Below are 25,834 nucleotides of genomic sequence, written 5' to 3'. Positions count from 1 at the left end.
TCGAAGATGAAAATATTATTCAAATGGGTGGTGTTCCTGTTTTGCTGTTTCCCTACGCTCTTGCTGGCCCAGGATGCCTCGAATATGATCCCAAAACAAAGCGCTGTCAAGGATACCGCCAGGCAAACCGACCTGATCGACATAGCCAAAGAGCTATTTAAAATCAATCCGCAAAAACCCAGGACACAGCAGGAGAAGAAGATCTATTTTTCTATTCTGCCCATTCCCGGTGCCGTACCTGGCGGTACGGGCAGGGCCCTGATCACCAGCACTACGGCCGGAACTTACCTTGGACCGCAGAGCACGACCAACTTATCGAGCGCAACATTCGCGCCTTACTGGAACTTGAAGGGTAGATTTGGCCTGCCGCTGCGTTCAAGCATCTGGCTGAAGGATAATACCTGGAACATACAGGGCGATATCCGCTTCCTGGTCTATCCGCAATATACCTGGGGGTTAGGCAGCAGCCATACCTACAGCGATAGATCCCAGGTAAATAACAACTATATCCGCTTTTATCAAAGCGCGCTCAAACGGATCACACCATATTTCTTTGCCGGTGGCGGGTATAACCTGGACTATCACAGTAGCGTTAAAAGCGACGATCCCGGGGTTGATCTGAAGCAATATACCGGCTATGCTTACGGCACCGGCAGCAGCTCGGTATCTTCGGGCATCAACCTGTCTTTGCTGTACGATACGCGTAACAATTCGATCAATCCGCTCCCCGGTTCCTATTTAAATATTGTTTACCGGTTAAATCCGGCTTTTATGGGCAGCAACAACAGCTGGAACTCCCTGTATGTAGACTACCGAAAATATGTACCGCTGAATAAGGCCAATAAAAATCAGCAGAATACGCTGGCTTTCTGGTCTTATTTCTGGACCGTGTTCAACAGTAATGCGCCTTATCTCGACCTGCCAAGCCTCGGCTGGGATCCTTATAACCGTTCCGGCGAGGGTATTGATCAGAACCGCTACCGCGGCAAATCATTATTTTACTTCGAAAGTGAATACCGGCGTGATCTGACCGCTAATGGCTTGTTGGGGTTCGTGCTATTCGCCGACGTTAATACCGTCAGTGGTTCGGGCACTTTGTTCAAATCCTGGCACCCGGCCGCCGGTACGGGCCTTCGGATAAAATTCAATAAGGGTTCCAACACCAATATCGGTATTGATTACGCCTTCAGCAAAGGCTATAAAGCGCTGGTGTTAAACCTTGGGGAAGCATTTTAGCCGTTAGTAACAAAATATTAAAACTAACTTTTAAAGCACGAGGCGCTCGATTTACCGGTAAATCTGGTATAAGCAAGCGAACAGGCCGTAAATACTATCTGGGAAGAAAAATCGTAAAGGGGCAAAAACAATCGAAGGCAGAAAAAATTCCTCGAAGGTTACCGATTGGACGACTTCAACTATAATCGAATTGCTATATCAGTGAAGTTTTATAAATATTGAATTATATGAAATATGAACATAGCCTTGAAGGTTGAGCACCATATTGGCCGCTATCCTGCCCTTTAACAAGGCGAGCGCGGCGTGACCGTATCCAAGACTTTATATCGTCCTGGCGATCCAAATACCGGCACAGGCCACAATTGACGGAAGGATGATCATCCACCACGATAATTCTCACATCAAAGATGTACGTTCGTGATCAGTTTTGGTTTACGCAAATGATTTTTTGTGACTTATCCCATGATTTTCGCGTAATTAGCGTAGGCCGCAACCTTATTTACTTGGTTCCAATAGGTATATAGGCCAAGGTCGTAAGCTATCAAAGCGTCATCTTTAGCGGCTTTAAGATCTGTAGCAGGATATCAGACCTCTTTTCGACAGTCGCAACAAATTGAAGAGCTTCTTTCTATAAGGTGGATTGACATATTAGCGTGAGCGCCTGCTGATTGCCCTGCTGGCTGGCGATATCAGCGGCTGTCCGACCGTCGCGATCGCTCAAGTGTGGATCAGCGCCTTTTTCGAGGAGTAGTTCGAGCACGTTATCACGTTCATACATGACCGCAAGCATTAAGGCAGTGCTGCCATTTCGGTTTTGGATGTTAAATCCGGCACCTGCAACGATCAAATATCCGGCAATGTCTGTGTAACCCTTAATAGCAGCCCCCATGAGCGCGCTGCTTCCGCTTGCATCGGCGATATTTACATCAGCGCCAAGAGCTAACAAGAGCTTAACAGCGTCATGCTGGTGATTATAAACGGCGACAATCAGCGGTGTCATGCCATCCTTGTTATGGGTGTTCACATCAGCACCCTGATGGATTAATTCCCTTATGACACCAATAGCGCCCCACTGCGCGGCAGTTATCATACGTTCGTTGTTGGCTTCAAAAGTATTATTTCTCATTTGTCTATCTATTAATATTATTATGTTACTCTTTTCATTGAATGGTCACTTCTGCCGGCGACTCGATTATTCAGCACTATAATGTGCCTCAATACGGTCTGTTATCTCCCTAATAACTGATGGCTGCAGGCGCTTCCCAGAAAATTGTTTCCATCTGAAATGCTCGTCTTGATAAAGCTTTGCAGTAAGTTTGGCGTCATACCATATCTCGTAGAGATCATTCGCTAAAACTACCTCGCAATAGGTGAGGTTTTCATCCAATTCGATGCCAAATCCGAACTGGGAAGCAGGAGGGTCATAAAGTGGTGGTGTGAAAAGCATTAAAAAGCGAATCAGTTCCGCTTTTTCCTCCTCTGAAAGCACGACAAGACCTTTGGCCAGGTATTCGCCGTCCGATACCGTAATGTGACCGATAAACGCTTCATTTTCAAATAGCAGATGTTTTCCTGTGCTGATAAATTCCTGTTTATAGAATATGAGGATAGTTTCCACCTGGATGTAGCGTTCACCGCCGGCCTTTTTCAATAAATATCCTGTCCTGTGTACCATAGTTTCATGTAATTATTTCATGTTCATTCGTCTTTTTATTCTGTTTATGTCAGCATTCAGCAGGTTAATATTCAGATCGCCATAATGATCGTTTCGGTATAGCCCAGTTTCGATGCCCCTTTCCACCTCTTTCACCATTTGGTTGATATAGACAAGCGCCCCTGCTTTGGCTTTTTCCATGGCGGTCGCTTTATCTAAATAGCCATAAAACATGTTTTAGCCGGGAGGTAGGGAATAAAGAGATATTGAACACAGGACAGCTCGCGGCCCTGTGACTCCGGCAGGCTTAGTTGCCAAACGCCGGGGTAATACAGGTTTAAAGTCATTGACTGAGGCTTCCGTCACGGCAGTATCGTCTTTGTAAACCCGGTAGTATCTGATAAAATGCTGACGTCTCATAATTTGGGGAAATTAGCTGACTAATAAAGATTTAAACCACTATAGAATATCGGCTTGCCCGACAACTGTCTCAGGTATCCCGCAGGTCACTGGTTTTCTGACATCACGTTTTTGAAATAATCTTCAAACTCCCTGAGAAATCCGGTGTTTTGCCGGCATGAGGTAAAAAGCCTTTCAATATGAATTGCGGGAGGTTTTCCTGAAAGCGCCTGCCTGGCAACGACCGGGTTCTCCAAAATCCAGGCAATTTTGATGCTGTGGTCCTTGAGAAAGGATATAAATATTTCCGCTTTGTAAGCTTTCGGCAAATCGGCTACCGCTTGGTGCAATAGCTCCAATTCCGCTGCTACCCGAGGGTATTCCTCAGCTTTAAAATGTTGAGGATCAGTTGTATTGCTGGAGTTATAGTTCATTATGTTTGAATAATTAGTTTTGAGCTTTAGCAGCAGCGTCTCCCATTGATTGAACTGCGGTGCGGATGCGCCATGTTTGGACACCAGTGGTACCGGATAAAACAGGTTCCTTTTATTCCAGCCTTTGTACAATGCACCGCGAAGGAGGCTGACTATCGCCTCGCCCGCTTATTGTTGTAAGCCACAAGAAATTGCATCTCACTGGTTTTGAGATCCAAATTGCCAATCCTGTTGAAAGCGGCATCAGCGCGATTCATAGCAGCTTTCACCTCTGTTATAAAAACTTTAATAACGTCGGGTAGCAGCGCAATAACTACGGTAGGCTGATAACTTTTTTCTAATGTCTTTTTTTCTGAACCGCTTACCAGGCTAAGCTGCCATGTATCGCTGTCTTTAAGGCCGTTCTCATTTGCTGTATTTCGCAAGTCATATACATATTCCCTGGCATTTTGGATAATGGTCTTTTGGCTCATTGTGCTTTTTTATTGTTAATTAAATTACTGTTACTTGTTAATTTTTTGCCTGCCTGGTAATCAGATAAAGTCTTCTTACTGCCAGTGGCTGGCTCTTTCTTGACGTTTTTTCCGCCTTTGTCTTTGCGCATGGCTTTGTATTTTATGTTAACTAATCGAATCTCTAATCAAAGTTGGAGGAACCGGTCAACGACAGTTTCACGAGGGGATTGGTCTCGACTCATTTTCGCCGAATCGAGTGGTATAAATTCAACTTAGATTAACTGCGAAAGCTTCTCGTCGGATAGGCCGACAGATGTAGTTTTTCATAACTTGACAAGTCATCGGCCGTAAACGCCATTTCGTTTTCGGCGAACGTTTGCGGTAATTTCGCTTTGATCTGTTAACAACGTTTGTACCTGCAGCCGCAGCGAAATCACCGGGTGATATTGCTTTTTCAAACCGATCATTTCGTTTTCGGTGGCGATCTGCGGGTTCCAGGGTTCACCTGGTTTAAAACCGAGTTCATCGGCCTCGTTCTTCGGGTCGAATGAAAAAGGATTGACCTGTCCTGACAGCAAATGTCGTTGTGCATCTGCGGCGCGCATGGGGGGCTGTTGATTACTCATGATGTCTTAGCTGACTCAGGTTGATAATTATACGGCTTAAAGATTACCAGAATCAGTTGGGGCAATATCTAAGTAGTGATGAGTTTAAGAAGCAAGAAGGTATTGATTATTTTAAATATAGAAATGTTGTAAGTTTATTACAACCAAAGTTGATTTTTATAAAGATACGGTATGCCAAGCCAGCATTTGTCACATTAAACACACATTAAAATATCCTTTCCTATTAAAAGTTCACTATTTTAATCAAAAAATTACTGGTGATATAACATGAATACCTAATCTGTTTGTCGCTCATTTAAGCGTAAAAAGATAAGGGTCGAAAAGTATATTATAATGCTTGGACCATGTCATTCCGCACCTCCTATAGTATCGGGTTGTATTATAACGTTTCGAACTTATCGGTGCTAAATCAATAAATTATCATGGTCAAAGGAATATCTTTTACGAATTATACAAGCGCTGTCAGGTACGTGTTTTGCATAATATTTAGTTTGAATTAGTTTTTATAAATTGTTTTGTTCCTGATTTGAACTTATCGTCACAGAATTCCGTGAAGCGGATTTTGATACTAATGCCAAAAGATTCGAACGACTTTTTTAAAGGCGGCAAAGAAAAGATCTACGCCGGGATCTACAAAGAAGTATTCAATGTGAGCAAGGTATTAAGTAAAAAGTTCACTTATCTCTCCTATGCCTATATGGTATTCTTAAGCGGGTTACTACTGTCTATTGTCGCATTTTTCATTGCCACACAAAGCATAGGCGATTAACCGCCCGTTCCAGCACAAATGCTTGACTGTCTCGTCCTCATAGGAACTTAAACTGCGATAAGACAGGTAGTCCATAAAGCCCTCGAAAACATGAACCGAACCTGCGCCCGAACCCAGACAGGAGATGTCCTTGGGCGTACTACTTTGCTTGAAATATTTGTAAAACCAATATTCAAGGAACACCTTGGAGTAATGTAAGATCAGATAAACTCCGTAAAGAACATAATTAAGCTATCTGTTCATAAAAAGGACGAATATATTCAGGAAAGTAAGGCAACTATAGCCCGCAGCCAATGAACTTTAGCAGCTCTCTACCGTCGATGTCAAATGCCAACGAGATAAAAGGCTTCGTCAGCTTTCAATTGAGTAGTGGTGTTAATTGACAGCAGGCTGATGCGAAATGTAGGCAAAATGTTATTTTTGTTTAAAGATCCATGTACGAAGCACTTTTTGATTATATCCAGCGTTACGGTAAGCAAACCTTGAGCGATGCGGAAAAAGAACTGATCCGTGGGATCATGCTGCCCAAACGCCTGCGCCGTAAACAGTATTTCCTGGAAGAGGGCAAGATCTGTACGAATACAGGCTTTATCATCAGTGGTGCCACGCGGCAGTTCAGTGTGGATGAACAGGGTAATGAACATATCCTGCAACTTGCTATTGAAAACTGGTGGATCACAGACCGTGCCAGTTACATGAACCGTACGCCTTCCAAATATTTTATTGAGGCCTGGGAAGATACGGAGCTCCTGCTGATGCCACGAGAACGGCTGGATGACCTGCTGGAGATACCGGTGATCAAAGGCATGTTCTGGCAGATGAGCGAAAACAACCACATTGCTTCCCAGAAACGGCTGGACGACACCATCAGCCTGCCGGCCATCAAACGCTATGAGCACTTTGAACAGCTGTATCCTGAGATCGTACAACGTTTTCCTGCCCACCAGATCGCCTCTTACCTGGGCATCGCCCGTGAAACGCTGAGCAGGGCCCGGTCACGTTCGCTACGCTGAGGATCACCGTGACCTTTGTCACCAGGCGTTCGTGACAAAAGTCATCGTCCGGAGGGTCTCATGCCCGGTACTTTTGCTTTGTAAACATTAAAAAATACAAAGCATATGAAAAAGTTCAAGATCGAAGGCACCGTCATATTACTGATCGACCACCAACAAGGAACCATTAATTTTTCAGCTAACCGTCCCCATGATGTGATCATCTCACGTGCCCGTGCTTTGGCGCTGTTGGCCAAAGGGCTGAACATTCCCGTCGTGCTGACCACCAGTCAGGAAGACATGCAGCAGGGCCCGCTGATCAATGATCTGCAGGAAATATTGCCGCAGCAATACGCGGAGCGCGTTAAACGCCAGGGTATCACCAATGCCTGGGATGATGCGGATTTTAAAACAGCTGTATTAAAGGCGGCCAGTGGCCGGAAGAACATCGTTATGGCAGGCCTTACCAATGACGTTTGTATCGTATGGCCGGCGATCGACATGCAGGAAGAAGGCTTTGATGTACAGGTGGTCATTGATGGCGGTGGTTCACCAACGCAGATCGCCGAAGACGTGGCCCGCAGTACATGGGAAGCGAACGGCGTTCGTACCACCACTATCAGCCAGTTCGTTTCTGAGCTGATCGGTAGCTGGGCCTCACCAGAAGGCGAGATCGCCAAACCGATCGTTATCGACGAGATCTATTCCCTGTTATTCAATTAATCGATAAATGCCGCGCCGGATCACCGGCGCGGCTTAAAAACAAATTGCCATGTTACAGAAAATAAACAGCAGCGCTTTCCGCGGTAACGGTCCTATTAAGATACTTTACCCGGGTTTGGTTTTAGGTGAAAGCGATACCGGCCTGGGTAGCATCGGCCGTATCGATCATGCGACCTTCAAGGGCAGGCATCATATTGCGATGCATCCCCATGTTAATGATGAAATTCTTTCTTATTTCCGGACAGGAAAGGTACTACACCGCGACTCCGAGGGCTTTCAGGAGACCATTGGCGGTGGCCGTATGATGCTGATGAAAGCGGGTAAATTCTTTCAGCACGAAGAAGACATCGACGGCACAGCCGAGCCGCATGAGGGATTGCAGATCTTCATCCGGCCGGGTGAAAAAGATCTAAAACCGCAGGTGATCTTTCATGACCTGGACAAACTTTACAGCGACCAGCTGTGGCGTTTGCTCGCTTCACCGGTAGCGGACGCCGCTTTTCAGTTCAGCAGCCGGACGTGGATCTATGACAACCGGCTGGCAGCGGGAACCTCAGCCGGTTTACCTGCCCTCCCCGCCGCGCAACTTACCGGACTTTTATATGTTTACCAGGGAGCCATAACCGTTAATAGTGATATCCACCTCCGGAAACAGGAGGGGTTGATCTTCCGGCATGAAGGCTTTGAAGTAAAGACAAGTTCGGGTGCGGAACTGGTTTTGTTCCTGACCGATGAGCGGGCTCACATTTACAAAGACGGTATGTACAGCGGTAATCAGTTAAACTAAATAAGATGAACAATGCAGTTCATATTGGATATTCCGGGAGCCTTGCCCATATCATTCCGTGCGGTCTATAGCATAGAGTTATGTCATAACGTCCAAAACTTATCGGTATTAAATTATCATGGTCAAAATGCAACGGAATACCTTTTACTCCATTTCAGAATGCATTGATCGGGGCTCCGGGATATCCACTTAGTCCACTTATTCCTTTGTAGTTGTGAGAAATCAAAAAAGCTCTCGGGCCGTGTACAATGATGTACATTTTGAGGTACCGTATACATTTGACCCTGCTTGAGCGTAACCGTTTCCTGTTCAAGGTCGAGCAGCAATGTCCCTTCAATCACCAGGAACGTCTCGTCAGAATATGGATGAAAATGCCAGTAAAAATCTTCGGTCATGATACTGAGCCTGACCACAAGGTCATTTACGTTAGTCAATGCATGATTAGCATAGCCATCTACCATAGTTTTGGTGAAACTATCCAAGTCAATAATTGGTAATAGATCATTCATATAGCACCATTGATAATTTATCGCTTTCCTGCAGTGGGTTATATGCGATCAGGTATTGTAATTCGTTAAGCTGAATGTCTTTGAGGCTGATGGATCCTGTAGCCGGCAGCGTAAGTTAGGCCTCTACCCGCGTCAGCATGGAAGCAAGTTTATCAACACCTGCATAACAGATACACTGGCATGATATTGTTTTTCAATTAAATTTTTATCAGCCTGGCTAACCAGCCTGAACTGCCATGGCTTTTCGGTTTTGAAGCCGTTTTCAGCTGCAATATCCTTAGGTCAAAAAGGAATCTTTTACTTTTTGACTGATAGCTATCTGCATTTTTTTTTTGTTGATGAATTAATTTTCTTTTAGCCTCCGTACTTTTTCCTGCATGTTTGCGGGGTATGTAAATAAAAAGCACCCGACTTTAGGGCAAGGTGCTTTTGCGAATATGATATTGTGAGATGATTAAATTACTTAAACATTGGTCGCATTAAGATCTTTACGGCCTTCTTATACATCGTAAGCGACCTGATCATTTCCACAAATCTCGTCTATCAAACCTGTAGCATGAACGAAAATTTCACTTCTGTTGTCATTTTGTGAAATAAACCCAAAGCCTTTAGCGGCATTTAAAAAATTTCACTGTACCTTCTTTTTGCATTATGTTTTTTTAATAAGTTAACATTACGGATAGTATTCGGCAATTATTTGTCTTAATAAATATATATTTAATACTATATTTATTTTGCCCACACCCAGTTCCTGATCTCCGGCATATCCTCGCCATAGGTATTAATGTATTGTTTATGCTCAACTAACTTATCCTGCAGTTTTTGTTTCAGATATGTACCCCTACTACCGGTTTGCGGCAGCCGGTCTATCACATCTATAACCAGATGAAACCTGTCCATTTCATTCAAAACAGTCATATCAAAGGAGGTTGTTATAGTCCCCTCCTCTTTATAGCCGCGCACATGGATATTAGGGTTGTTGGTACGGTTATAAGTTAAACGGTGTATTAACCATGGGTAACCATGAAAGGCGAAAATGACCGGCTTGTCCGTGGTAAAAAGCTCATCAAAATGATGATCGGTTAAACCGTGCGGGTGCTCTGATTGCCTTTCCAGTTTCAACAGGTCAACCACATTTATTACCCTTATTTTTATTTCGGGCAAATGTTCTTTTAGTATGGATACCGCGGCCAGCGTTTCCAGTGTGGGCACATCGCCACTACAGGCCATTACAACGTCGGGATCACACTGCTGGTCATTACTGGCCCAGTCCCAGATACCTATACCCCGTGTGCAATGCTCCACCGCCTCGTCCATATCAAGCCATTGGGGCGATGGATGCTTACCGGCAATGATTACGTTTACATAATGATAGCTGCGCAGGCAATGATCCATGACCGATAGCAGGCAATTGGCATCGGGCGGAAGGTACACCCTTACAATCTCCGATTTTTTGTTGATTACATGATCAATAAAACCGGGGTCCTGGTGGGTAAAACCGTTATGATCCTGGCGCCAAACTGTTGAGGTAAGCAGAATGTTCAATGATGCTATTTTTGTTCTCCAGGGGATTTCCCGCGTAGTTTTTAACCATTTGGCATGTTGGTTAAACATCGAATCCACAATATGGATAAATGCCTCATAACAGTTAAAAACTCCGTGCCTGCCTGTAAGCAGGTAACCTTCCAGCCAGCCTTCGCACTGGTGCTCGCTCAGCATTTCCATAATGCGGCCTGCCGGGGCAAGATATTCATCGTTCTCCTTTATTTCGGTATTCCATTGCCTGTTGGTGATTTCAAAAACAGCCTCCAGCCTGTTTGATATAGTTTCATCCGGGCCGAAGATCCGGAAATTAGCAGGGTTCTGTTTAATGACATCGCGCAGGAAACGCCCTGCTACATGAACATCGCCTTCACCTTTTACCCCAGGTTCAGGAACAGGCACTGAATAACTCATAAACCCCGGCATCCGCAGGGGTTTCAGCAATAAACCACCGTTGGTATGGGGATTGGAGCCCATCCGGCTGTCGCCTTTAGGGGCAAGGTCAGCCAGTTCCGGCATCAACCTGCCGTTTTCATCAAACAGTTCTTCGGGTTTATAGCTCTTCATCCATTTTTCCAGCAATTGAAGATGACTTTCAGGATCTGCCGCGGAAACCGACAACGGGATTTGGTGCGACCTGAATGTGCCTTCTATCTTATGCCCGTCAACTTCCTGCGGCCCAGTCCATCCTTTTGGCGATCTTAATATGATCATTGGCCATTTAGAGTGCACGCTGTTTGGATGCTCATAGGCATTGTATTTTATCTGTTTAAGCAGGTGCATGGCTTGTTCCAGAGCTGCCGCCATGGCCTGGTGCATTAGTTCTGGTTCTGAACCCTCCACAAAAATGGGCACATAACCATATCCCCGAAACAGCTGTTCAAGTTCTTCGCCCGAAATCCTGGCTAAAATTGTCGGGTTGGAGATTTTATACCCGTTAAGGTGCAGGATAGGCAAAACAGCACCATCTGCCAGCGGGTTCAGAAATTTATTGGAATGCCAGGCAGTAGCTAATGGCCCGGTCTCGGCCTCTCCATCACCTACCACGCAAGCGATTATCAGATCAGGATTATCTAATGCCGCTCCAAAAGCGTGGCTAAGTGAATAACCCAATTCGCCGCCCTCATGTATAGAACCCGGGGTTTGAGGAGATGCATGGCTGGAGATTCCGCCCGGATATGAAAATTGCGTAAAAAGCTTCTTCATACCCTCTGTGTCTTGTGTAATTTCCGGATAAACCTCACTGTAGGTTCCTTCCAGATATGTCCCGGCAACCACAGCCGGGCCACCATGTCCGGGGCCGGAAATATATAGCATGTTCAAGTCGTATTTTTTGATGATATTATTGAGGTGGGTATAAATAAAATTTTGCCCGGGTGTTGTGCCCCAATGTCCCAGCAGCATGTTTTTAACGTGCGTTAATTTCAGCGGATCTTTTAACAAGGGGTTGTCGCGAAGGTAAAGTTGACCAACCGAAAGGTAGTTAGCCGCGCGCCAATAGGCGTTAATTTTATTCAACATCTCCGCAGTAAGCGAGGTCCGCTCTTCTATGATTATATCTTCGGTAATATTCATGTTTTATGATTCTAATAGTTGTTTATGAACAAGCATTTTGTTTACGATCTGTGCTATCATTAACTCTTCATTGGTGGATATGACTTTTACCATAACCCTGCTTTCATTTAAAGAAATCAGGGGCTCATTTTCATCATTTCGCGAGGCATCCAGGCTTATACCCAAAAACTCAAGACCATCACAAATTCTCGCCCTTATTTCGGGAGAATTTTCGCCTATGCCGCCTGAAAACACAAGGATGTCTACACCGCCTAGAACAGCAGCATAAGCGCCGATCCATTTTTTTACCTGGTAACAAAACAATGCTACAGCCTCTGCCGACCGGATATCATTATGTTGCTGCTTAAGCAGGTCGTTCATGTCGCCGGTTGTCTGCGAGATACCCAGCATTCCCGATTCGTGATTAATAAGGTGATTGAACCTTTCAGCAGATAGATTTTCGGTTTGAATCATGAGCCAGGCCACTCCAGGATCGAGGTCACCCGAACGTGTGCTCATGGGCAAACCGCCCGCGGGAGTGAAACCCATACTGGTATCCATACTTTTCCCATCATAAACAGCGGTGACACTGGCGCCATTACCCAGGTGGGCGAGGATTATGCGAACCATAAGGGCCTGTTTACCAACCTGGCTTTCCAGCTCCTGCAATAAATAGCTGTACGACAGACCGTGAAATCCATAGCGACGGATACCGCGCTGATCAAAACGGCGTGGCACAGGCAGGAGTTGGGCCACCCGCGGCATGCCTGCATGAAAATCAGTGTCAAAGCACGCGTATTGTGGTATCCGCGGATGATATTTTTGGAATGCTTCTATCAGTGCGATCTCAACAGGTAAATGATCGGGGTCATAAGGAATAATAAGTTTGAGTTCATCCAGCAGTTCCGTACTGATCATGGCAGGTTTGGTATGCGCCATACCCTGCACTACACGGTGCCCGATAGCATTTATTTCGCTGAAATTGATCTGTTTTTCAAGCCAGCTTACCAGGAATGTGACTGCCGAAACGTAATCCATTGATTTTGATTCAGTATCGGCATTATGATTTGTTCTAAAATTGGTATAACTAAGCCTTGAGCCAGGCAATCCTATCCTGTTTATTTGGCCGCCAAATGTTTTCTCGGGACTGCTACACTCTTCGTAGAGTCCGAATTTGATGCTGGATGAACCGGCGTTTATTGTTAAGACCATAAAGGCACATGTTGTGGTATGATTTCACCCTCGCCCCTTTCAGTTCTTTTTACATTTTCGATCATATCGTACACCAGATTGATATGCAGGTCTTCGTAATGATCGCGCCGGTACTGGAGTAATGTTTCTTCCCCGGGAGTTCCCTCATCTATAAGCTTATCGATATAACTGAGCGCACCGGCCTTGGCCATTTCCATTGCTTTAGAACGGGTCGCGTATCCGTAAAATAACTGGCTGTTAACAGGTAGGGCATATGACACATCGGCAATAGTGTCAAGTACCTCCGTTGTATCGCCGATGAGCCAGTTCTCTTTTACAGGCCTGAGCTTTATTCTCCGGAAATCATTTGTAGAAATTTCTGTTACTACGGTATCATTTTTAAACACCCGAAAATAGCGGGTATAATTGTTCTTTACCATTTTGAATAATTTGAATAATTGTCAGAAAAGGAAATTACCTTAGTAGAGGATGGTAATTGAATTGTTTATAACATAGAAACAGGCTCAGGCCCGATTTAATTCCGCGCCTGCCTGTTAAAGATCAACAAGACTTTTAGGATAGTGCCTTGTTTTAACCGGTACTATATTTTCAACCAACAGATAAGCAATTTGTTTTACTATTATTAATTTAAATCCTTTTGAGGTAAGCTTGGCAACTGCAAGGTGTTGGCTACGATCAGATTTATGTTTAGTAAGTCTATAATCCGAGCTCAGGTCTAATAACAAATATTGTTTTTTTCGTACATTCGTCCGACTAAGTTATAGCGAAAATTGTCTATTATTAAGGTGCCCTATTAGGTGACCTGTAATTGGATGAAATACAAAGCATTGATTGATAGCGGAATTTAAACGAGTTATTGTTCCCTAACTCTCCGCTGATTTTGATATCAAATTATTTAAGAGCCTGCAAATCAAATGATTGCAGGCTTTTGTTTTTATGTCGAATGCTCAAAATAGCCATCGATTTGCGTCAAAAAAGAGAGCGATAAGGTGAGTAATTTTGAGATTTTAACGACTCACCGAATTGAACATATTGTTTTGATTGTCAACATGTTCAAAACTTAAACATCTTGATTTCTATTAGCTGCAAGCTTAGTTTTGTTTCACCTTTTTAATGTTATTTAACATGAAAACTAATTTCAGCTTGCTCTTCTATTTGAAGAAACCAAAGAACTACAATGAAGGCCCCATACCCGTGTATTTACGTATTACGGTAAACGGGAAACGTGCGGAAACTACCACATCAAGAACCTGTGAACCCACGCAATGGAACAGTAATGCAGGCCGCTTAAAAGGCACAAAGGAATCTGTCCGGGCATTCAACGCATACCTGGACACATTGCAGGCAATGGTTTATGCAGCTCACGAAAGCCTGACAACGCAGAAGGTAGTGATCACTGCTGACCGCTGGGACTTGCAACCCGCGATGCAGATTCACTAAAAGGATTTAGTGTTAATGTTTGCGCCTCTCTCAGTTCAGCCCATTCACTTTCAGCAGGAAGCGGATCTTCTTTTTGGAAGTTTGCCAACTGAACATATAAAAAAGGAAGATTACCCTGATGCCAGTGTTTTCGCCAGTCATTGATCAGCATAGGAAATAATTCTCTATAGCGGTAAGCCTCCGAAGCATTTGCCTCACCCTGGTACCAGATAAATCCTTTGACCCCAAAAGCAATTAGTGGATTAATCATGGCATTAAACAGCGCCGCGGGGTAATTTTGGTAATTGTGGATTTTAGGAAGGACCGGTTCAATATCTGTTTTATATAACCATTTTCCTGCTAAAAAAACCTTAGCATCTTCATCGACAATATAAATATTTTCGGCCGGAAGGTTCAATCCGCCACCGCCCCACAACATAGCTACTCTGATAGCAATGGTATTTTCTCCGTTCTTAACCAGACCGGCAGGAATAGTATAAGATTGTTTTGGATTGCTACTCCAAATCGTTTTGCATATTTCAGCGCCATTAAAATAAAGTGAGTAATTCATTTCAGGACAGCCAATATTCAGCACCAAATTTTTTCCTGCAAAGGATGGGGGTAACACCATTTTTTTACGTAACCACATCACCCCTTCATATTTTCCAATTCCAAAATCTTTAACCAGTCGGGGCATCTCAACTGCGGTCCAACCAGAATCGTCATAATCCGGTAAAGGAACAGTTTTATCAGTATTATTCTGTGGATGATAAACGATGTCCCAAAAACGTATCATATCCAGGCTATCTTTTACAACATTGTTTTGAGTCAGTGTATCACTTGCAAGCATTTTTGCCCTAGTAACTGAGGATGTAAGCTGCATTTCCCGGCTTGTCCATGCCTGCACAGGCGTTCCACCCCACGTACTTTGAATAATACCGATAGGAACGTTTTTCTCTTTATGTATTTTACGGGCGAAATAATAGGCCACGCCAGAGAACTGCTTTACATTATTTGTGTCGCATAGTTTCCACTTACCCGCTAAAAAATCAGATTCAGGACTAAACTTAATATCATGTTCTACCACAAAAAAGCGAATTTGCGGAAAATCTGCTTTGGCAATTTCATTCGGAGCATCCCGCGCCTGTTGTACCTGCCATTCCATATTGGATTGCCCCGAAGCCAACCATACATCCCCGATAAGAATCCCCGTTAGTTTTATTGCGAAGTCGGGCTTTCCTGATTCAGAAATTTTGAGAGCATACGGGCCACCTGCTTTAAACGTCGGAAAATGCAACATCCATTTACCGTCTTTATCAGTTTTTGCTTTTGTACTTACTTTACCAAGCGTTGCAACAATCAAAGAACCCGGAGTTGCTTTTCCCCAAACAGGAATTTTTATGCCTCTTTGCAAAATCATATTGTCGCCAAACACTTTTGGCAAAGTCATTTGGCCATAACCGGATGTTTGAAAAAAGTGGAATAGTGTAAAAAGTACTAATAATATCCGTTTGTTTATTTTCATTGTTTATTCGAATAGATAATTAAGCGTCGGTAGTTTTAACAAAAGCGGCCCGTGTGTATTGATTGTTTTTTTATATTCGTCTTTAAAGGTAACTGCATCTTGTTTTTCCCAAAGATCCCGAACGGCTACCCTTCCGTTCAGGCCAAGTTGGGCAAAGTTTACATCCACATCCTGCATCTGTGCCGCCAGGTTGAATATAGCGACATAAATATCCTTGCTATTGGGCACGTGCGAATACCAAACCATTGCATCATTAGTTTGTATAACTGGCGCGGTTCGGTCCCATGTCTGTCGGCATAATTAACATCATACCAACTTCCATTTTGTCGTTGTTGTTTTTGAATAGCTTCAGCATCGCTTATTGTCGGTGTTGGCTGCTGAGCAACAATGTTTTTCGGATGATATCAAATTTATCCCCAGCTGTAGCAGGCAATGATCGCAAAACCAATAACGCAACAGGAATGAGGTAAAGAAATGTTGTTTTTTTCATTTTAAAACAAAGTTATACTACTCGGCAAACATACTTCAACATTATTATTCATGCTGCACTATAATTACTTCAATTGCACTTTAAATACATAAACAGGTATTTCGCCGGGCAACACAGATGGCACACTACAGTTTAATCCGTTTTTATTTTGTTCCCATTTAACCGCAGTTTTTGCCCCAAGCAAAGTTACTTTGACCACAGTAAACTTATCAGCACTAATACTTTTGATATTTATAGCCGGTTCCTTCCAGCTACGTGCAAAAACGTAGATCACCTTCCCTTTTGCCGCCAAATAAATGTCGGGCAGTATTGTTGTAGAAGTGGCATCATTATCAACATCTATTTTTATTGCGCTTGAACTAAGTGTGACCTCAGATATCTGTTCTCCGGCAACCATCCATGGACTTGTGCCGTAAATTGCTTCACTGTTTATATTCATCCACTTCCCAACAGCCTTTAATCTTTCAATTGCCTGTGGAGGAAAAGTTCCATCACCTTTGGGGCCAATATTCAATAAAAGGTTCCCTCCCTTACAAACAACCTCAACCAGTTGCCTCACAATAAGCTCGGGACTTTTCCATTCCGTATCATGCTTATTATAACCCCAACCTTTACTCATGGTAATGCAAGACTCCCACGGTTGATTATCTGTTTTATCTGTGATCTGCTGCTCGGATACTTTAAAATCGCCTAACCCGTTGCCCACACGGCTGTTTACTATACAATTTGGCTGTAACGATTTGACCATTGCATACAACTCTTCACTTTGAGGCTTGCTTATCCGTTCAGGTGTATCAAACCAAAGAACACTAACAGTGCCATATTCAGAAAGTAATTGTTTTACCTGAGGTTTTACTTTTCTTTCAAAGTATTTAGAAAAATCTTTTGCATCTTCATCCGGATAATCAACCACATTACTTCTGGCTCCCTTTGTTGGCCAATCGGTAGCTACATCCGGATCCTCCCAATCTCTTCCCAAAGAATAATAAAATCCTAACTTCATCCCGTATGCTTTACAAGAATCAGCAAGCTCTTTAAGAGGATCTCGTTTAAAAGGGGCTTGTTTTACAATATTATAATCGTTTGTATGGGAGTTAAACATGGCAAAGCCATCGTGATGCTTGGATGTAATAATTATATATTTCATCCCAGCCTGCTTAGCTGCTTTTACCCACTTGCCGGCATCAAATGAAGTTGGGTTAAAATCTTTAGCCAAACTACCGTATTCTTTCAGTGAAAGCTTTTCATAGATCATAAAGTGCTCATTGCCTTTGTAGGGCTTGCCTTTCCAATCGCCTGCTGCCTGCGAGTATAACCCCCAGTGCAAAAAAAGCCCAAACTTTGCATCGCGCCATTGTTGCATTTGGGCATCTGTAGCAGCAAGTGTTTGCGCATTGCCAACGGAGCAAAAGGCAATTAAACAAATTGTGATGCCAATTAAAACTTTAAACCTTAAATGTTTCATTTTTTATTTAATGCTGAATTATATTCACCCTGATCGTTTTCAAAATCATATTCTACCGAGTTCTTTATTTAATTATAAACTTTCCTTTTACTCCGCTTATAGAGATGCTTTGATGTATCAAATTTATCACGTTGTCAATATAATTTAACCTCATACTCATCCCCGCCTGTTAAGAAATCTTCAATGCAAACGCATAAGAGAGCTTCGGCTTTTCGCTTAATTTTACAAGTAGGCCCTCATTTGTTTGATTAAATTTGAGCTTTTGCCCATCACCAAGCATTTCTACGGACGATACAGCCTTTTCCTGGTTAGGGTTTCCCGACTTCATTGTTTTAATTAATACCTGCCCGTTCTCTGGCCAGCCCAGCACTGTTGCATATACCAGGCCATTTTTAGTTGTAAAGCGGATATCGGATGCGCCAAACGATTTGCCTTTACCTTCATTAAAACCCGCACCCGAAAGTACGGCTACCGACCCCGTAGCCGGCCCTTCTCCAAAAACTTTCCACGGACGTGTACCAAATATGCTTTCGCTGTTAATATCCATCCAGGCACCAATACCTTCCACAATCGCGACTTCTTTTTCATCTATGGTTCCGTCGCCGCGAACAGGGATATTGAGCAGGAGATTGCCATTTTTGCTCACAATATCAACCAGCATTTGAACAACTGTTTGGGTAGATTTATATCCACCACGTTCATACAATCCACTATCATAATGCCAGTTTCCGATACACGAGCATGTTTGCCATGGATGGGCTTGTATATTATCCAGTACGCCGCGCTCAACATCCCAAACCATACATTTCTTCTCTGTATCTGTCAGTTTTTTTCCAAACAAAACAGCTTCAAGTTTCCCGTTGTGTGTTGCCATATTCTGGTTATAATAATTGGCCGCAAATCTTAATCCTACATCGCTTACCGGGTAAAGCGGGAGGCTTGAGTCATCAAAATAAATCAAATCAGGATTATATTGCTTGATCAAGTCCATAGTGCGCTTGTAAAACCTTTCGCAGTAAGCCGGAGAGGGCCAGCGCGTTTTATCTTTCCAATCCCAATCGAACGTTTTGCTTAATTTATGATTTTGGGCATACAATTCCTGAGGGTCAAGCCCTTCCCACCAGGTACCTTTGCCATCAGCTTTTGTAAGATTGCCATCATAGGGTACACCGGCAAATTGGCCACTCTTATCCGAAACCTGCGAAGTTTCGTAAAACATCCATGCATGAGCTGCATGAACACTTAACCCAAATGGAAGTGAGTGTTTTTTAGCTGCCTTAGCCCAACCGGCAACAATGTTTTTTTTAGGGCCTACACGCACTGAGTTCCATGGCTGGTATTTGCTGTCCCATAAATCAAGATTGTCATGGTGGTTTGCCATTGCAAAAAAATATTGTGCTCCTGCACGTTTATACAATGCCACAAGTTTCTCCGGGTCCCAATTCTCAGCTTTCCAATTGTGTATTACTTCCTTGAAACCTGCTTTGGAAGGATGCCCATAATGGGCTACATGCCATTTGTAATAATCGGAATTTTCTTCATACAAGCCCCGTGCATACCAATCGCCGCGCTCTGGCTGGCATTGTGGCCCCCAGTGCGACCATATCCCAAACTTGGCATTACGGAACCAATCCGGAGCTTGATAGGAAGACAGCGAGTCCCAGCTTGGTTTAAACGGCGCCGAAGCCATAAATTCGTGATTACTATTAAGTAGGTTATCAGCAGCATGAATATGTTTAGCCAATGCCACCGCCGGAATTGACGCTGCCAGATGCTTTAAAAGTTGCCTGCGTTTCATATTATTTTATTTTTTATTTTAAGTGTATTTGAGTGTTCTCGCGATTATTTCTGCAAAGCTGCCCTGGGCACACTCACTTTAACTCTGTAGTTGCAGTTTTTGTAATTGTAGTGTTCTTTAATTCGGTAACAGCGTTCAAGCTGATGTTCTCAACATTTTTAAATGTTATCCGAGGTTCTCCTGTCGGCTTTGCTATATCAAGATAGTTGGCTTGCACACCAATTACATCATCAAAGAAAAATACAGGGCGGTGGTCAGCTGTTAAAGACATTACTTTAATGTTGTGCATGTCAATATTTTTTACATGTCTCACATAAAAACCATACGAAGGCGTTATGCCATGTCGTTCAGGTTCAGGATAGTCTTTAATAACTTCTGGCATCTCTCTCTTAGACCGCTCCAGCGTTCCGCCGCCTGTAGTGTATATACGAATGTCATGCAGACTAACATCATCAATGTAAGCTGATGGAATTCCACTAATAATTGAAGCTTGTCTTGGGTCGGCGTTATAGGCTACTATGTTTCCAATATTAACTCGTTTCAACTGACCAGGGGCAGTGCCTTCAGGAGCTCGCATCCTGCCTCCGATTCGCAAATAGATGGGAGAGTTAACAATATCCCTCATTGTAATATTATTTACCGTTACATCCTCAATTGAAGCCCCATCGGTTGTTTCTATTGCTAAACCGCGGCAGTAATCAAATACGCAGTTTGAAATACTAATACTCTTAAAACCACCATTAGATTCTGTTCCAAACTTGATTCGGCCAAAAGGTCCGCGATCAAAATTATTTGATGGCGGCGTCCTTTTATAAGTACCGTCTAACACGGAGCCCATATTGTAGCCGCTTACAATGCAATTAGTGATAGTAACATTTTCCGTTGCGCGAAGTTGATTTAGCGCAAAGCTGCTTTTTAAACAAATGCCATCATCATTTGGTGAGTTAACCCTGCAGTAAGAAACGGTAACATAGCGACAGCAATCTATGTCAATTCCATCGCGGTTCGTGTCGATTTTAAGATTATCAAGGGTAAAGTTGTCAACACCAGTTGCCAGTATGCCAAACCAACCGCCTTCATAAATCGTAAAATCACGCAGTAAAACATTTTTGCAGCGTTTTAATGCGATAGACTTATTTGGCCTTTTTTCACCCCTTTCGTTGTATCCAACAAGGCCTTTGCCATGAATTATGCCGGTACCAGTTATCGACACATTTTCCAGATTTTCTCCCCATATTAAACTATTATGCCAATGGCTATGCCCAAAATCCTGATATTTATCGTTTTCAGCTACTTCGGGTTCGTCGTAAATGCCTCCTTCGGCAATAGTTGCCGCAATAATTGTAGCACCTTGGTCTATTAATAAATTAATATTGCTTTTAAGGTGAATTGAGCCGCACAGATAATTGCCTGCAGGTACCAATACCGTCCCGCCTCCGTTGGCAGCAGCTTCTTCAATGGCTTTATTAATACCAAGTGCGTCCATCGATTTTCCGTCGCCTTTGGCACCGTAATTTTTAACATTGTAGACATTATCGGCTGCGTAAACGCAAAATGAACAGTTGATTAACGCAATGAGAATAAATATACGTTTTACAACTTTAGGAAATTTGGTTTTAATAACCATGCTATTATATATTAATTAATAGTTAGTGTCGTTAAATAGTATAGATAGGTTTGGCGCATTAGCAATATGGGCTATCTTTAATATAACCTTTCTCAACTAAAAGTAAAATTGCATCAAATGCGGCTTTTGCATTGTCTGTTTAACTTTAAAAGTGTCAATATCACTAATAATTCGGTCAAAAAAACTATTGGCAACCCTTGTTTATAATGATGTTGTATCCTTTTTCGCAGGGGATAGATTCAATTCCATCAATAGTTCGAACTTCTTTCTTGAGGGACGGTGTTCTGCCCGCGCGAGCTAAACTCCCTCCGGCTCCAGCCTGTCGGAAAACAGATGCAGGTTAATAGATATTATCCTCCTATTTAATCGGCGTAAATTTGTACAGAGCCACTCCATGCACCGGAACCTTCACCGAAAGAGCCTCTTTGCCCGCATGGATTGTTGCAATATCTTTCTGACGCCAAAGATCACGCACCTTTTGCTTTCCTGAAATACCAAGCTTTTTCAGATCCTTGTAAGAGATATCCACTTTCTCCAGACCGAAATTGCAAAAGCCTACCGCACGACTGCCATCCTCAAGTTCTTTTACATAAATGCGCAAATCTCCGATAGTCTGAACACAGGTAGCCTGTTTGCCAAGAGCATCCTGATCGACAGCAATCACTTCATCGTTTGTTAATAAATTCAGGGTAAAGGCATCCAGCTTTTCCATATCGCAACCAATTAGCAGAGGCGCTGAGAAAAGGCTCCAAAGGCTGAAGTGAAGATACTGCTCATCTGGTTTAAGCATGGTGGGATGTGGGCTACCCCAGCCTACTGTTCCTACAACCAGCATATCCGGATCGTTCCAGTTACCGGGTTTAGCCCAGGCTGCAGACTGATCCTGAGCTAATGCAATACTTTTAACGTTGGACCAGTTGTCTGTTATATCATTTGTTGTACGCCAGGTGTTTCCACCTACCGAACCGCCCCATTTCCAAACATCCGACATTCCGTACTGACACAAGCTGAAAACAATGTCGCGGGGTTGCTGACGGATATAATCTCCCATTAGTTTATATGGTTTGACGGCGGTAGACAATTGATAACCTCCGTTGTAAGATATTAAGGCTACTTTGTTTGGGTCGTTATCAGGTATTCCATTTAACGCCCCTCCATAGCTGCACCAATCGTATTTCAGATAATCGAAACCCCATTTGGCATAACTTTCGGCATCTTGCCGCTCATAACCATAGCTACCGGCACCGCCATCACAGGTCCAGGGACCAGGACTGGAATAAATGCCGATCTTTAAACCTAAGCCATGCACATAGCCTGTCAGGGATTTCATATCTCCAAACCTTTTATTAGGAACTATATTACCAGCTTCGTCCCGGAACTTACCTTGCTGGGAAGGATCTTTCGAATCGCGGTTATTTTGCCAGTAGTCGTCAATATTTACGTAATTCCATCCGTAATTTACAAGTCCGGTTTTCACCATTACTTCCGCAGCGCGCTTGACTTTCTCAGCAGAAACCTCTCCAGCGAAACAATTCCAACTATTCCAACCCATTGGCGGGGTAAGTGCAATTTTATCATCACAGATAATGCGTAAACTTTTTTCGGCTATACCTTTCGCATTCTTTACCTTTAATTGAATAACGTAAGTGCCGGCTGTTAAAAGCTTACCGGTGATAAATCCTGTTTTTTGATCCAGCTTTAGTCCCTGAGGCAAACCGGTAACCATAAAGGTCATCGGCCGGTCTCCGGTGGCAGGTATCCTGAACTGAAACGGCGAGCCCGGACGGACACCGAAAACGCTTGCGCTATTGATCTTCGGTTTTGCCGATGGCTTAGGGGTAAGAATGTAAGGCTCACTTGGGACAGGATAATAAGTAGCAAAACTTGCCACACCAGCCGCCTCAAATTTTGCATCTGCCCAGTCGGCATGATCGCTGCTGTTACCGTTCCCTCCGTCTGTTACCAGCAGCTCAAGTTTTTTCACACCCGAAAGTTTCACATTACATAGCCGGGCAGTATCACCATCATGCATTACACCGCTCGACCAAAGCTTCCCTCCATCGCCATATACAATAAACTCTACGGCGGACTGACGCCCTTTCACCTCATCATCAATGCCAACCTGCGCGGTAAACGACTTTGCCTTACCACCGAGCTGAATAAAAAGAGAGCTTTCTGCGTGTGTGCCGAAGCCACGCTCAAAAGTTTTGCCTGCGATGCTCATGATGTTGCCATCAACCGACCTGTTTTTTTTAGGCATGCCCCAGCCCTGCGAAGCTGTGCTGAGATCCAGTTGATCTAACCAAATAGTTTGTGCGGAAAGAGTACTTATGCTGCTTAGGCTAAAAACAGCAGTAAGTGCGAAGGCCATAGAAAATATATTTTTACTTACTTTATTCACTATCGGAACAATGTGTGTGTGTTTGATGAAAATTAGAACGAGATAATTTCTTTTCATTTTTTTATTTTGATTTATAAATAAGTTCTTGTGAGTAACCCAGCAAAGAATTTTATTAAGCCTGAAAAATTATTTTTTATAAATAGGCGATATGTCGTTAAACAGTACAGGCCTTGGTACTGGCCCATTTACCTTATTAATAATCAGATTGTCAAAAAAAGCAGTATTTCTAAGCTTAGGATCCGTACCTGTCATTAAGCCGGCCATGCCTTTGGAAAAAACACTGTCTTTTGCTGACAACACCTTTATACCATCCATAAAACCGCTGATCGTATCTCCAGAGAATTGGAGTTTTAAATTATGCCATTTTTTGGCCGAAAATTTAGGTATAGTAGCATCGGCAAGCTTAACTCCGACAGCTTCATTTTCCTTTTGTGTAGAAATAAACAATGAACAGGTGCCATCTATCCCGACACTAAAATAATAACCTTTCAATACGCATCCATAACCCGCACCTACATTATTAATACGACCCATGACGCCTGCTGCGCCACCATTATCTAAGTATATATCGGCGCTGACTTCATAATCCCGCCAGCTATCATCACCAAGGATGGTATAAGGCATCCATTCTGGCGCCCAACTTTGTGGTGTAGCCGCAACAACCTGGCGAAGGCATTTACCTTTATTATCCGGCCGGTTAGCTATTTCAAAAATGCTTGAAATATCGGCAGTATAGTGTGGTAAATACCCATATTGTTTAGGTGAAGTATATTCATCAAACGTCTCATAATATGGGAACGGGAATTTCTTTTCTGCCGGGATTTCCGCAAACGAACCTTTTTGCTGGCCAGTTGTAGTCGATATAGAATAAATAGATTTCGGGTCGAGGGTAACGGAATAAGTATTGTTTTTGGGTGTAATGTCAGCCAAGCGTACAAACTGTTCCTTTTCGTTGCTGCGCCAAACGCAAAGCTTACCGTTAGAGAGCGCCCCGCTTATGTTAAATGTAACAGTTTGTGTAGCTTTAGCATCCTTGGTTTCAAAAATTACACTATAATCTTTGCCTGGCGATTTAAGGGTAACATAAGTGCCGCCACCATCTAACTTACCACTACCGCCGTTTAAATATTGCCATCCAATTTGCGCAAATTGCCCATAATGTGCATATCCCCACAGTACCTCACGGGTTCTGTAAAAACCGCTCCAGGGCGAATTGGCTATCATTGCCGCGGGAGTTTCAGGGTAACTCTCTGTTGGATAAACAGAACCTACTAAATACCAGCTTATAATTTTAGTAACGCCGCTGACTATAAAGTTTTCATTAATAGATTTTACCAAACTTATTTCACAATCAAACCCCTCTTTGTAGGTATGTTCTTCAGTGTTCCAAATGGGTTTATTCAGCCTGTCGCTTAATTTTTTCACATCTTCAGGCGTTGCTATTTCAGACATGGTATGGTTGCTTATTATAGCCACAGCATTTCGTAATTCTATATCCGTATCAAGGTCCTTTACCCAGTCAAATTTGCTCTTTTCCCAGTTGTCAAAGGCGTGTATTTTAACGTTTTGCAAACCGCTCGAATCAAGCATTTTTCTGAATTTTTTTACAAAATCTTCATTAACTCCTTTTTCATTGCGGCAGCCTATGGCGTCAAGGGTTAGCCCGTAGGTTGATCTTAGACCCTGTATCCATTTTACATAGTAATTGCACATATCCTGCGACCAAAAAACACCGTTGCCAATCCATGCGGGACAACTCCATCCATTGGCATCAAGTGAAATATCTTTATTTCTTTTTTTTGCTTCGCTCATAACCCACCATTCATATCCTCTATCATAGTTGAGATCATCTCTGGTATGCATATGGCTTGGTTCAGAACCCTGAGTAGAATTCCCGTCACCCGGGACTTCAACCAGTAGCGCGTTCATAGATGCACCAAACTTAGGTTTAAACAGGAGATCCATAATTTGGTTACGTTGTACTTCCGGATAGTCTTTTAACAATACCGAAGTGGCTCCGCCGCCGCTAACGGCGCCTACACCATCAAATCTTTTTCCGCCGACTTTGCCATTTAAATTTATAGTTTGCGCATTGGCACTAATTGCCAATATGCTTAATGTAAGGCAAAAAGCAGCGTACAGCTTTTTGAATTCGAATGACTGTATTTGTTTTTTTAACTGCATAATTGTTGATTTAATAATAGTAATTGTATGTAC

24 protein-coding genes and 1 pseudogene are annotated in these 25,834 nt (G+C 43.2%); 6 read left to right on the top strand and 19 right to left on the bottom strand.

The features are described 5' to 3' along the window. The first annotated feature begins 6 nt into the window (after nucleotides 1-6). Complete coding sequence (locus ACP26M_RS07290; protein ID WP_426587516.1) at nucleotides 7-1,236, top strand: BamA/TamA family outer membrane protein; 1,230 nt, start codon at nucleotides 7-9, stop codon at nucleotides 1,234-1,236. 628 nt (nucleotides 1,237-1,864) lie between these two features. Here ACP26M_RS07290 and ACP26M_RS07285 read toward each other — a convergent pair. The 7 genes from ACP26M_RS07285 to ACP26M_RS07255 form a co-directional block, all read right to left on the bottom strand. Then, the gene (locus ACP26M_RS07285) at nucleotides 1,865-2,362 is read right to left on the bottom strand and encodes an ankyrin repeat domain-containing protein (protein WP_426587514.1); all 498 of its coding nucleotides are present in this window, start codon (nucleotides 2,360-2,362) and stop codon (nucleotides 1,865-1,867) included. A 66-nt stretch (nucleotides 2,363-2,428) separates the two neighbouring features. Continuing rightward, nucleotides 2,429-2,911, bottom strand: a complete 483-nt coding sequence (locus ACP26M_RS07280; protein ID WP_426587512.1) for a hypothetical protein — start codon at nucleotides 2,909-2,911, stop codon at nucleotides 2,429-2,431. A 12-nt stretch (nucleotides 2,912-2,923) separates the two neighbouring features. Further along, on the bottom strand, nucleotides 2,924-3,091 hold the full coding sequence (locus ACP26M_RS07275; RefSeq protein WP_426587510.1) for a hypothetical protein: 168 nt from the start codon (nucleotides 3,089-3,091) through the stop codon (nucleotides 2,924-2,926). Nucleotides 3,092-3,396: 305 nt separating this feature from the next. Further along, the gene (locus ACP26M_RS07270) at nucleotides 3,397-3,807 is read right to left on the bottom strand and encodes a hypothetical protein (RefSeq protein ID WP_426587508.1); all 411 of its coding nucleotides are present in this window, start codon (nucleotides 3,805-3,807) and stop codon (nucleotides 3,397-3,399) included. 68 nt (nucleotides 3,808-3,875) lie between these two features. Beyond that, complete coding sequence (locus tag ACP26M_RS07265; RefSeq protein WP_426587506.1) at nucleotides 3,876-4,196, bottom strand: hypothetical protein; 321 nt, start codon at nucleotides 4,194-4,196, stop codon at nucleotides 3,876-3,878. Continuing rightward, complete coding sequence (locus ACP26M_RS07260) at nucleotides 4,193-4,327, bottom strand: hypothetical protein (protein ID WP_354437244.1); 135 nt, start codon at nucleotides 4,325-4,327, stop codon at nucleotides 4,193-4,195. The genes ACP26M_RS07265 and ACP26M_RS07260 overlap by 4 nt, the downstream gene beginning before the upstream one ends. A gap of 189 nt (nucleotides 4,328-4,516) precedes the next feature. Then, entirely contained in the window at nucleotides 4,517-4,804 is a 288-nt protein-coding gene (locus ACP26M_RS07255; RefSeq protein ID WP_426587504.1) for a hypothetical protein, read from the bottom strand. 571 nt (nucleotides 4,805-5,375) lie between these two features. Between ACP26M_RS07255 and ACP26M_RS07250 the strand changes: the two genes are divergently transcribed. From ACP26M_RS07250 to ACP26M_RS07235, 4 genes are all read left to right on the top strand, one after another. Further along, on the top strand, nucleotides 5,376-5,573 hold the full coding sequence (locus ACP26M_RS07250; protein ID WP_426587502.1) for a hypothetical protein: 198 nt from the start codon (nucleotides 5,376-5,378) through the stop codon (nucleotides 5,571-5,573). A gap of 434 nt (nucleotides 5,574-6,007) precedes the next feature. Then, the gene (locus ACP26M_RS07245) at nucleotides 6,008-6,586 is read left to right on the top strand and encodes a Crp/Fnr family transcriptional regulator (protein ID WP_354437241.1); all 579 of its coding nucleotides are present in this window, start codon (nucleotides 6,008-6,010) and stop codon (nucleotides 6,584-6,586) included. Between the two features lie 105 nt (nucleotides 6,587-6,691). Beyond that, nucleotides 6,692-7,288: an isochorismatase family protein gene (locus ACP26M_RS07240; protein WP_426587499.1), complete on the top strand. Its 597-nt coding sequence runs from the start codon at nucleotides 6,692-6,694 to the stop codon at nucleotides 7,286-7,288. Between the two features lie 49 nt (nucleotides 7,289-7,337). Further along, nucleotides 7,338-8,075 carry a pirin family protein gene (locus tag ACP26M_RS07235; RefSeq protein ID WP_426587497.1) on the top strand — a complete coding sequence of 246 codons (738 nt, stop codon included), beginning with the start codon at nucleotides 7,338-7,340 and terminating at the stop codon, nucleotides 8,073-8,075. Nucleotides 8,076-8,197: 122 nt separating this feature from the next. On the opposite strand, the gene ACP26M_RS07230 is transcribed toward ACP26M_RS07235, so the two are convergent. From ACP26M_RS07230 to ACP26M_RS07210, 5 genes and pseudogenes are all read right to left on the bottom strand, one after another. Then, nucleotides 8,198-8,584 (bottom strand): cupin domain-containing protein, encoded by a 387-nt coding sequence (locus tag ACP26M_RS07230; RefSeq protein WP_426587495.1) that lies wholly within the window; start codon nucleotides 8,582-8,584, stop codon nucleotides 8,198-8,200. Nucleotides 8,585-9,083: 499 nt separating this feature from the next. Continuing rightward, nucleotides 9,084-9,234 (bottom strand): annotated as a pseudogene (locus ACP26M_RS07225) (cold-shock protein). Between the two features lie 79 nt (nucleotides 9,235-9,313). Then, nucleotides 9,314-11,701: a phosphoketolase family protein gene (locus tag ACP26M_RS07220; RefSeq protein WP_426587494.1), complete on the bottom strand. Its 2,388-nt coding sequence runs from the start codon at nucleotides 11,699-11,701 to the stop codon at nucleotides 9,314-9,316. Nucleotides 11,702-11,704: 3 nt separating this feature from the next. Then, entirely contained in the window at nucleotides 11,705-12,892 is a 1,188-nt protein-coding gene (locus ACP26M_RS07215) for an acetate/propionate family kinase (RefSeq protein ID WP_426587493.1), read from the bottom strand. Beyond that, nucleotides 12,883-13,311 carry a hypothetical protein gene (locus ACP26M_RS07210; protein ID WP_426587491.1) on the bottom strand — a complete coding sequence of 143 codons (429 nt, stop codon included), beginning with the start codon at nucleotides 13,309-13,311 and terminating at the stop codon, nucleotides 12,883-12,885. The genes ACP26M_RS07215 and ACP26M_RS07210 overlap by 10 nt, the downstream gene beginning before the upstream one ends. A gap of 706 nt (nucleotides 13,312-14,017) precedes the next feature. Here ACP26M_RS07210 and ACP26M_RS07205 point away from each other — a divergent pair. Next, nucleotides 14,018-14,332 carry an Arm DNA-binding domain-containing protein gene (locus ACP26M_RS07205; RefSeq protein ID WP_426587489.1) on the top strand — a complete coding sequence of 105 codons (315 nt, stop codon included), beginning with the start codon at nucleotides 14,018-14,020 and terminating at the stop codon, nucleotides 14,330-14,332. Here ACP26M_RS07205 and ACP26M_RS07200 read toward each other — a convergent pair. The 7 genes from ACP26M_RS07200 to ACP26M_RS07170 form a co-directional block, all read right to left on the bottom strand. After that, nucleotides 14,286-15,836 carry a sialate O-acetylesterase gene (locus tag ACP26M_RS07200; RefSeq protein ID WP_426587487.1) on the bottom strand — a complete coding sequence of 517 codons (1,551 nt, stop codon included), beginning with the start codon at nucleotides 15,834-15,836 and terminating at the stop codon, nucleotides 14,286-14,288. The genes ACP26M_RS07205 and ACP26M_RS07200 overlap by 47 nt on opposite strands. Nucleotides 15,837-15,839: 3 nt before the next feature. Continuing rightward, the gene (locus ACP26M_RS07195) at nucleotides 15,840-16,082 is read right to left on the bottom strand and encodes a hypothetical protein (protein WP_426587485.1); all 243 of its coding nucleotides are present in this window, start codon (nucleotides 16,080-16,082) and stop codon (nucleotides 15,840-15,842) included. 308 nt (nucleotides 16,083-16,390) lie between these two features. Beyond that, the gene (locus tag ACP26M_RS07190) at nucleotides 16,391-17,791 is read right to left on the bottom strand and encodes an alpha-L-fucosidase (RefSeq protein ID WP_426587484.1); all 1,401 of its coding nucleotides are present in this window, start codon (nucleotides 17,789-17,791) and stop codon (nucleotides 16,391-16,393) included. 169 nt (nucleotides 17,792-17,960) lie between these two features. Continuing rightward, on the bottom strand, nucleotides 17,961-19,589 hold the full coding sequence (locus tag ACP26M_RS07185; protein WP_426587482.1) for an alpha-L-fucosidase: 1,629 nt from the start codon (nucleotides 19,587-19,589) through the stop codon (nucleotides 17,961-17,963). Between the two features lie 73 nt (nucleotides 19,590-19,662). Then, nucleotides 19,663-21,216, bottom strand: a complete 1,554-nt coding sequence (locus tag ACP26M_RS07180) for a rhamnogalacturonidase (RefSeq protein WP_426587480.1) — start codon at nucleotides 21,214-21,216, stop codon at nucleotides 19,663-19,665. A 358-nt stretch (nucleotides 21,217-21,574) separates the two neighbouring features. Then, entirely contained in the window at nucleotides 21,575-23,674 is a 2,100-nt protein-coding gene (locus tag ACP26M_RS07175; RefSeq protein ID WP_426587478.1) for an NPCBM/NEW2 domain-containing protein, read from the bottom strand. Between the two features lie 69 nt (nucleotides 23,675-23,743). Next, on the bottom strand, nucleotides 23,744-25,801 hold the full coding sequence (locus tag ACP26M_RS07170) for a hypothetical protein (RefSeq protein WP_426587476.1): 2,058 nt from the start codon (nucleotides 25,799-25,801) through the stop codon (nucleotides 23,744-23,746). Nucleotides 25,802-25,834 lie beyond the last annotated feature (33 nt).

Source organism: Mucilaginibacter sp. R-33 (genome assembly GCF_049949235.1).
Taxonomy (GTDB): Bacteria; Bacteroidota; Bacteroidia; order Sphingobacteriales; family Sphingobacteriaceae; genus Mucilaginibacter.
The sequence above is the reverse complement of the archived record's forward strand: the minus strand, read 5'-3'. Positions and strand labels throughout refer to the sequence as shown.

Coding starts and splice junctions, on each gene's coding strand:
- ACP26M_RS07290 (WP_426587516.1), top strand. CDS start 7: ATGAAAATATTATTCAAATGGGTGGTGTTCCTGTTTTGCTGTTTCCCT.
- ACP26M_RS07285 (WP_426587514.1), bottom strand. CDS start 2,362: ATGAGAAATAATACTTTTGAAGCCAACAACGAACGTATGATAACTGCC.
- ACP26M_RS07280 (WP_426587512.1), bottom strand. CDS start 2,911: ATGGTACACAGGACAGGATATTTATTGAAAAAGGCCGGCGGTGAACGC.
- ACP26M_RS07275 (WP_426587510.1), bottom strand. CDS start 3,091: ATGGAAAAAGCCAAAGCAGGGGCGCTTGTCTATATCAACCAAATGGTG.
- ACP26M_RS07265 (WP_426587506.1), bottom strand. CDS start 4,196: ATGAGCCAAAAGACCATTATCCAAAATGCCAGGGAATATGTATATGAC.
- ACP26M_RS07260 (WP_354437244.1), bottom strand. CDS start 4,327: ATGCGCAAAGACAAAGGCGGAAAAAACGTCAAGAAAGAGCCAGCCACT.
- ACP26M_RS07255 (WP_426587504.1), bottom strand. CDS start 4,804: ATGAGTAATCAACAGCCCCCCATGCGCGCCGCAGATGCACAACGACAT.
- ACP26M_RS07250 (WP_426587502.1), top strand. CDS start 5,376: ATGCCAAAAGATTCGAACGACTTTTTTAAAGGCGGCAAAGAAAAGATC.
- ACP26M_RS07245 (WP_354437241.1), top strand. CDS start 6,008: ATGTACGAAGCACTTTTTGATTATATCCAGCGTTACGGTAAGCAAACC.
- ACP26M_RS07240 (WP_426587499.1), top strand. CDS start 6,692: ATGAAAAAGTTCAAGATCGAAGGCACCGTCATATTACTGATCGACCAC.
- ACP26M_RS07235 (WP_426587497.1), top strand. CDS start 7,338: ATGTTACAGAAAATAAACAGCAGCGCTTTCCGCGGTAACGGTCCTATT.
- ACP26M_RS07230 (WP_426587495.1), bottom strand. CDS start 8,584: ATGAATGATCTATTACCAATTATTGACTTGGATAGTTTCACCAAAACT.
- ACP26M_RS07220 (WP_426587494.1), bottom strand. CDS start 11,701: ATGAATATTACCGAAGATATAATCATAGAAGAGCGGACCTCGCTTACT.
- ACP26M_RS07215 (WP_426587493.1), bottom strand. CDS start 12,892: ATGGTCTTAACAATAAACGCCGGTTCATCCAGCATCAAATTCGGACTC.
- ACP26M_RS07210 (WP_426587491.1), bottom strand. CDS start 13,311: ATGGTAAAGAACAATTATACCCGCTATTTTCGGGTGTTTAAAAATGAT.
- ACP26M_RS07205 (WP_426587489.1), top strand. CDS start 14,018: ATGAAAACTAATTTCAGCTTGCTCTTCTATTTGAAGAAACCAAAGAAC.
- ACP26M_RS07200 (WP_426587487.1), bottom strand. CDS start 15,836: ATGAAAATAAACAAACGGATATTATTAGTACTTTTTACACTATTCCAC.
- ACP26M_RS07195 (WP_426587485.1), bottom strand. CDS start 16,082: ATGGTTTGGTATTCGCACGTGCCCAATAGCAAGGATATTTATGTCGCT.
- ACP26M_RS07190 (WP_426587484.1), bottom strand. CDS start 17,791: ATGAAACATTTAAGGTTTAAAGTTTTAATTGGCATCACAATTTGTTTA.
- ACP26M_RS07185 (WP_426587482.1), bottom strand. CDS start 19,589: ATGAAACGCAGGCAACTTTTAAAGCATCTGGCAGCGTCAATTCCGGCG.
- ACP26M_RS07180 (WP_426587480.1), bottom strand. CDS start 21,216: ATGGTTATTAAAACCAAATTTCCTAAAGTTGTAAAACGTATATTTATT.
- ACP26M_RS07175 (WP_426587478.1), bottom strand. CDS start 23,674: ATGAAAAGAAATTATCTCGTTCTAATTTTCATCAAACACACACACATT.
- ACP26M_RS07170 (WP_426587476.1), bottom strand. CDS start 25,801: ATGCAGTTAAAAAAACAAATACAGTCATTCGAATTCAAAAAGCTGTAC.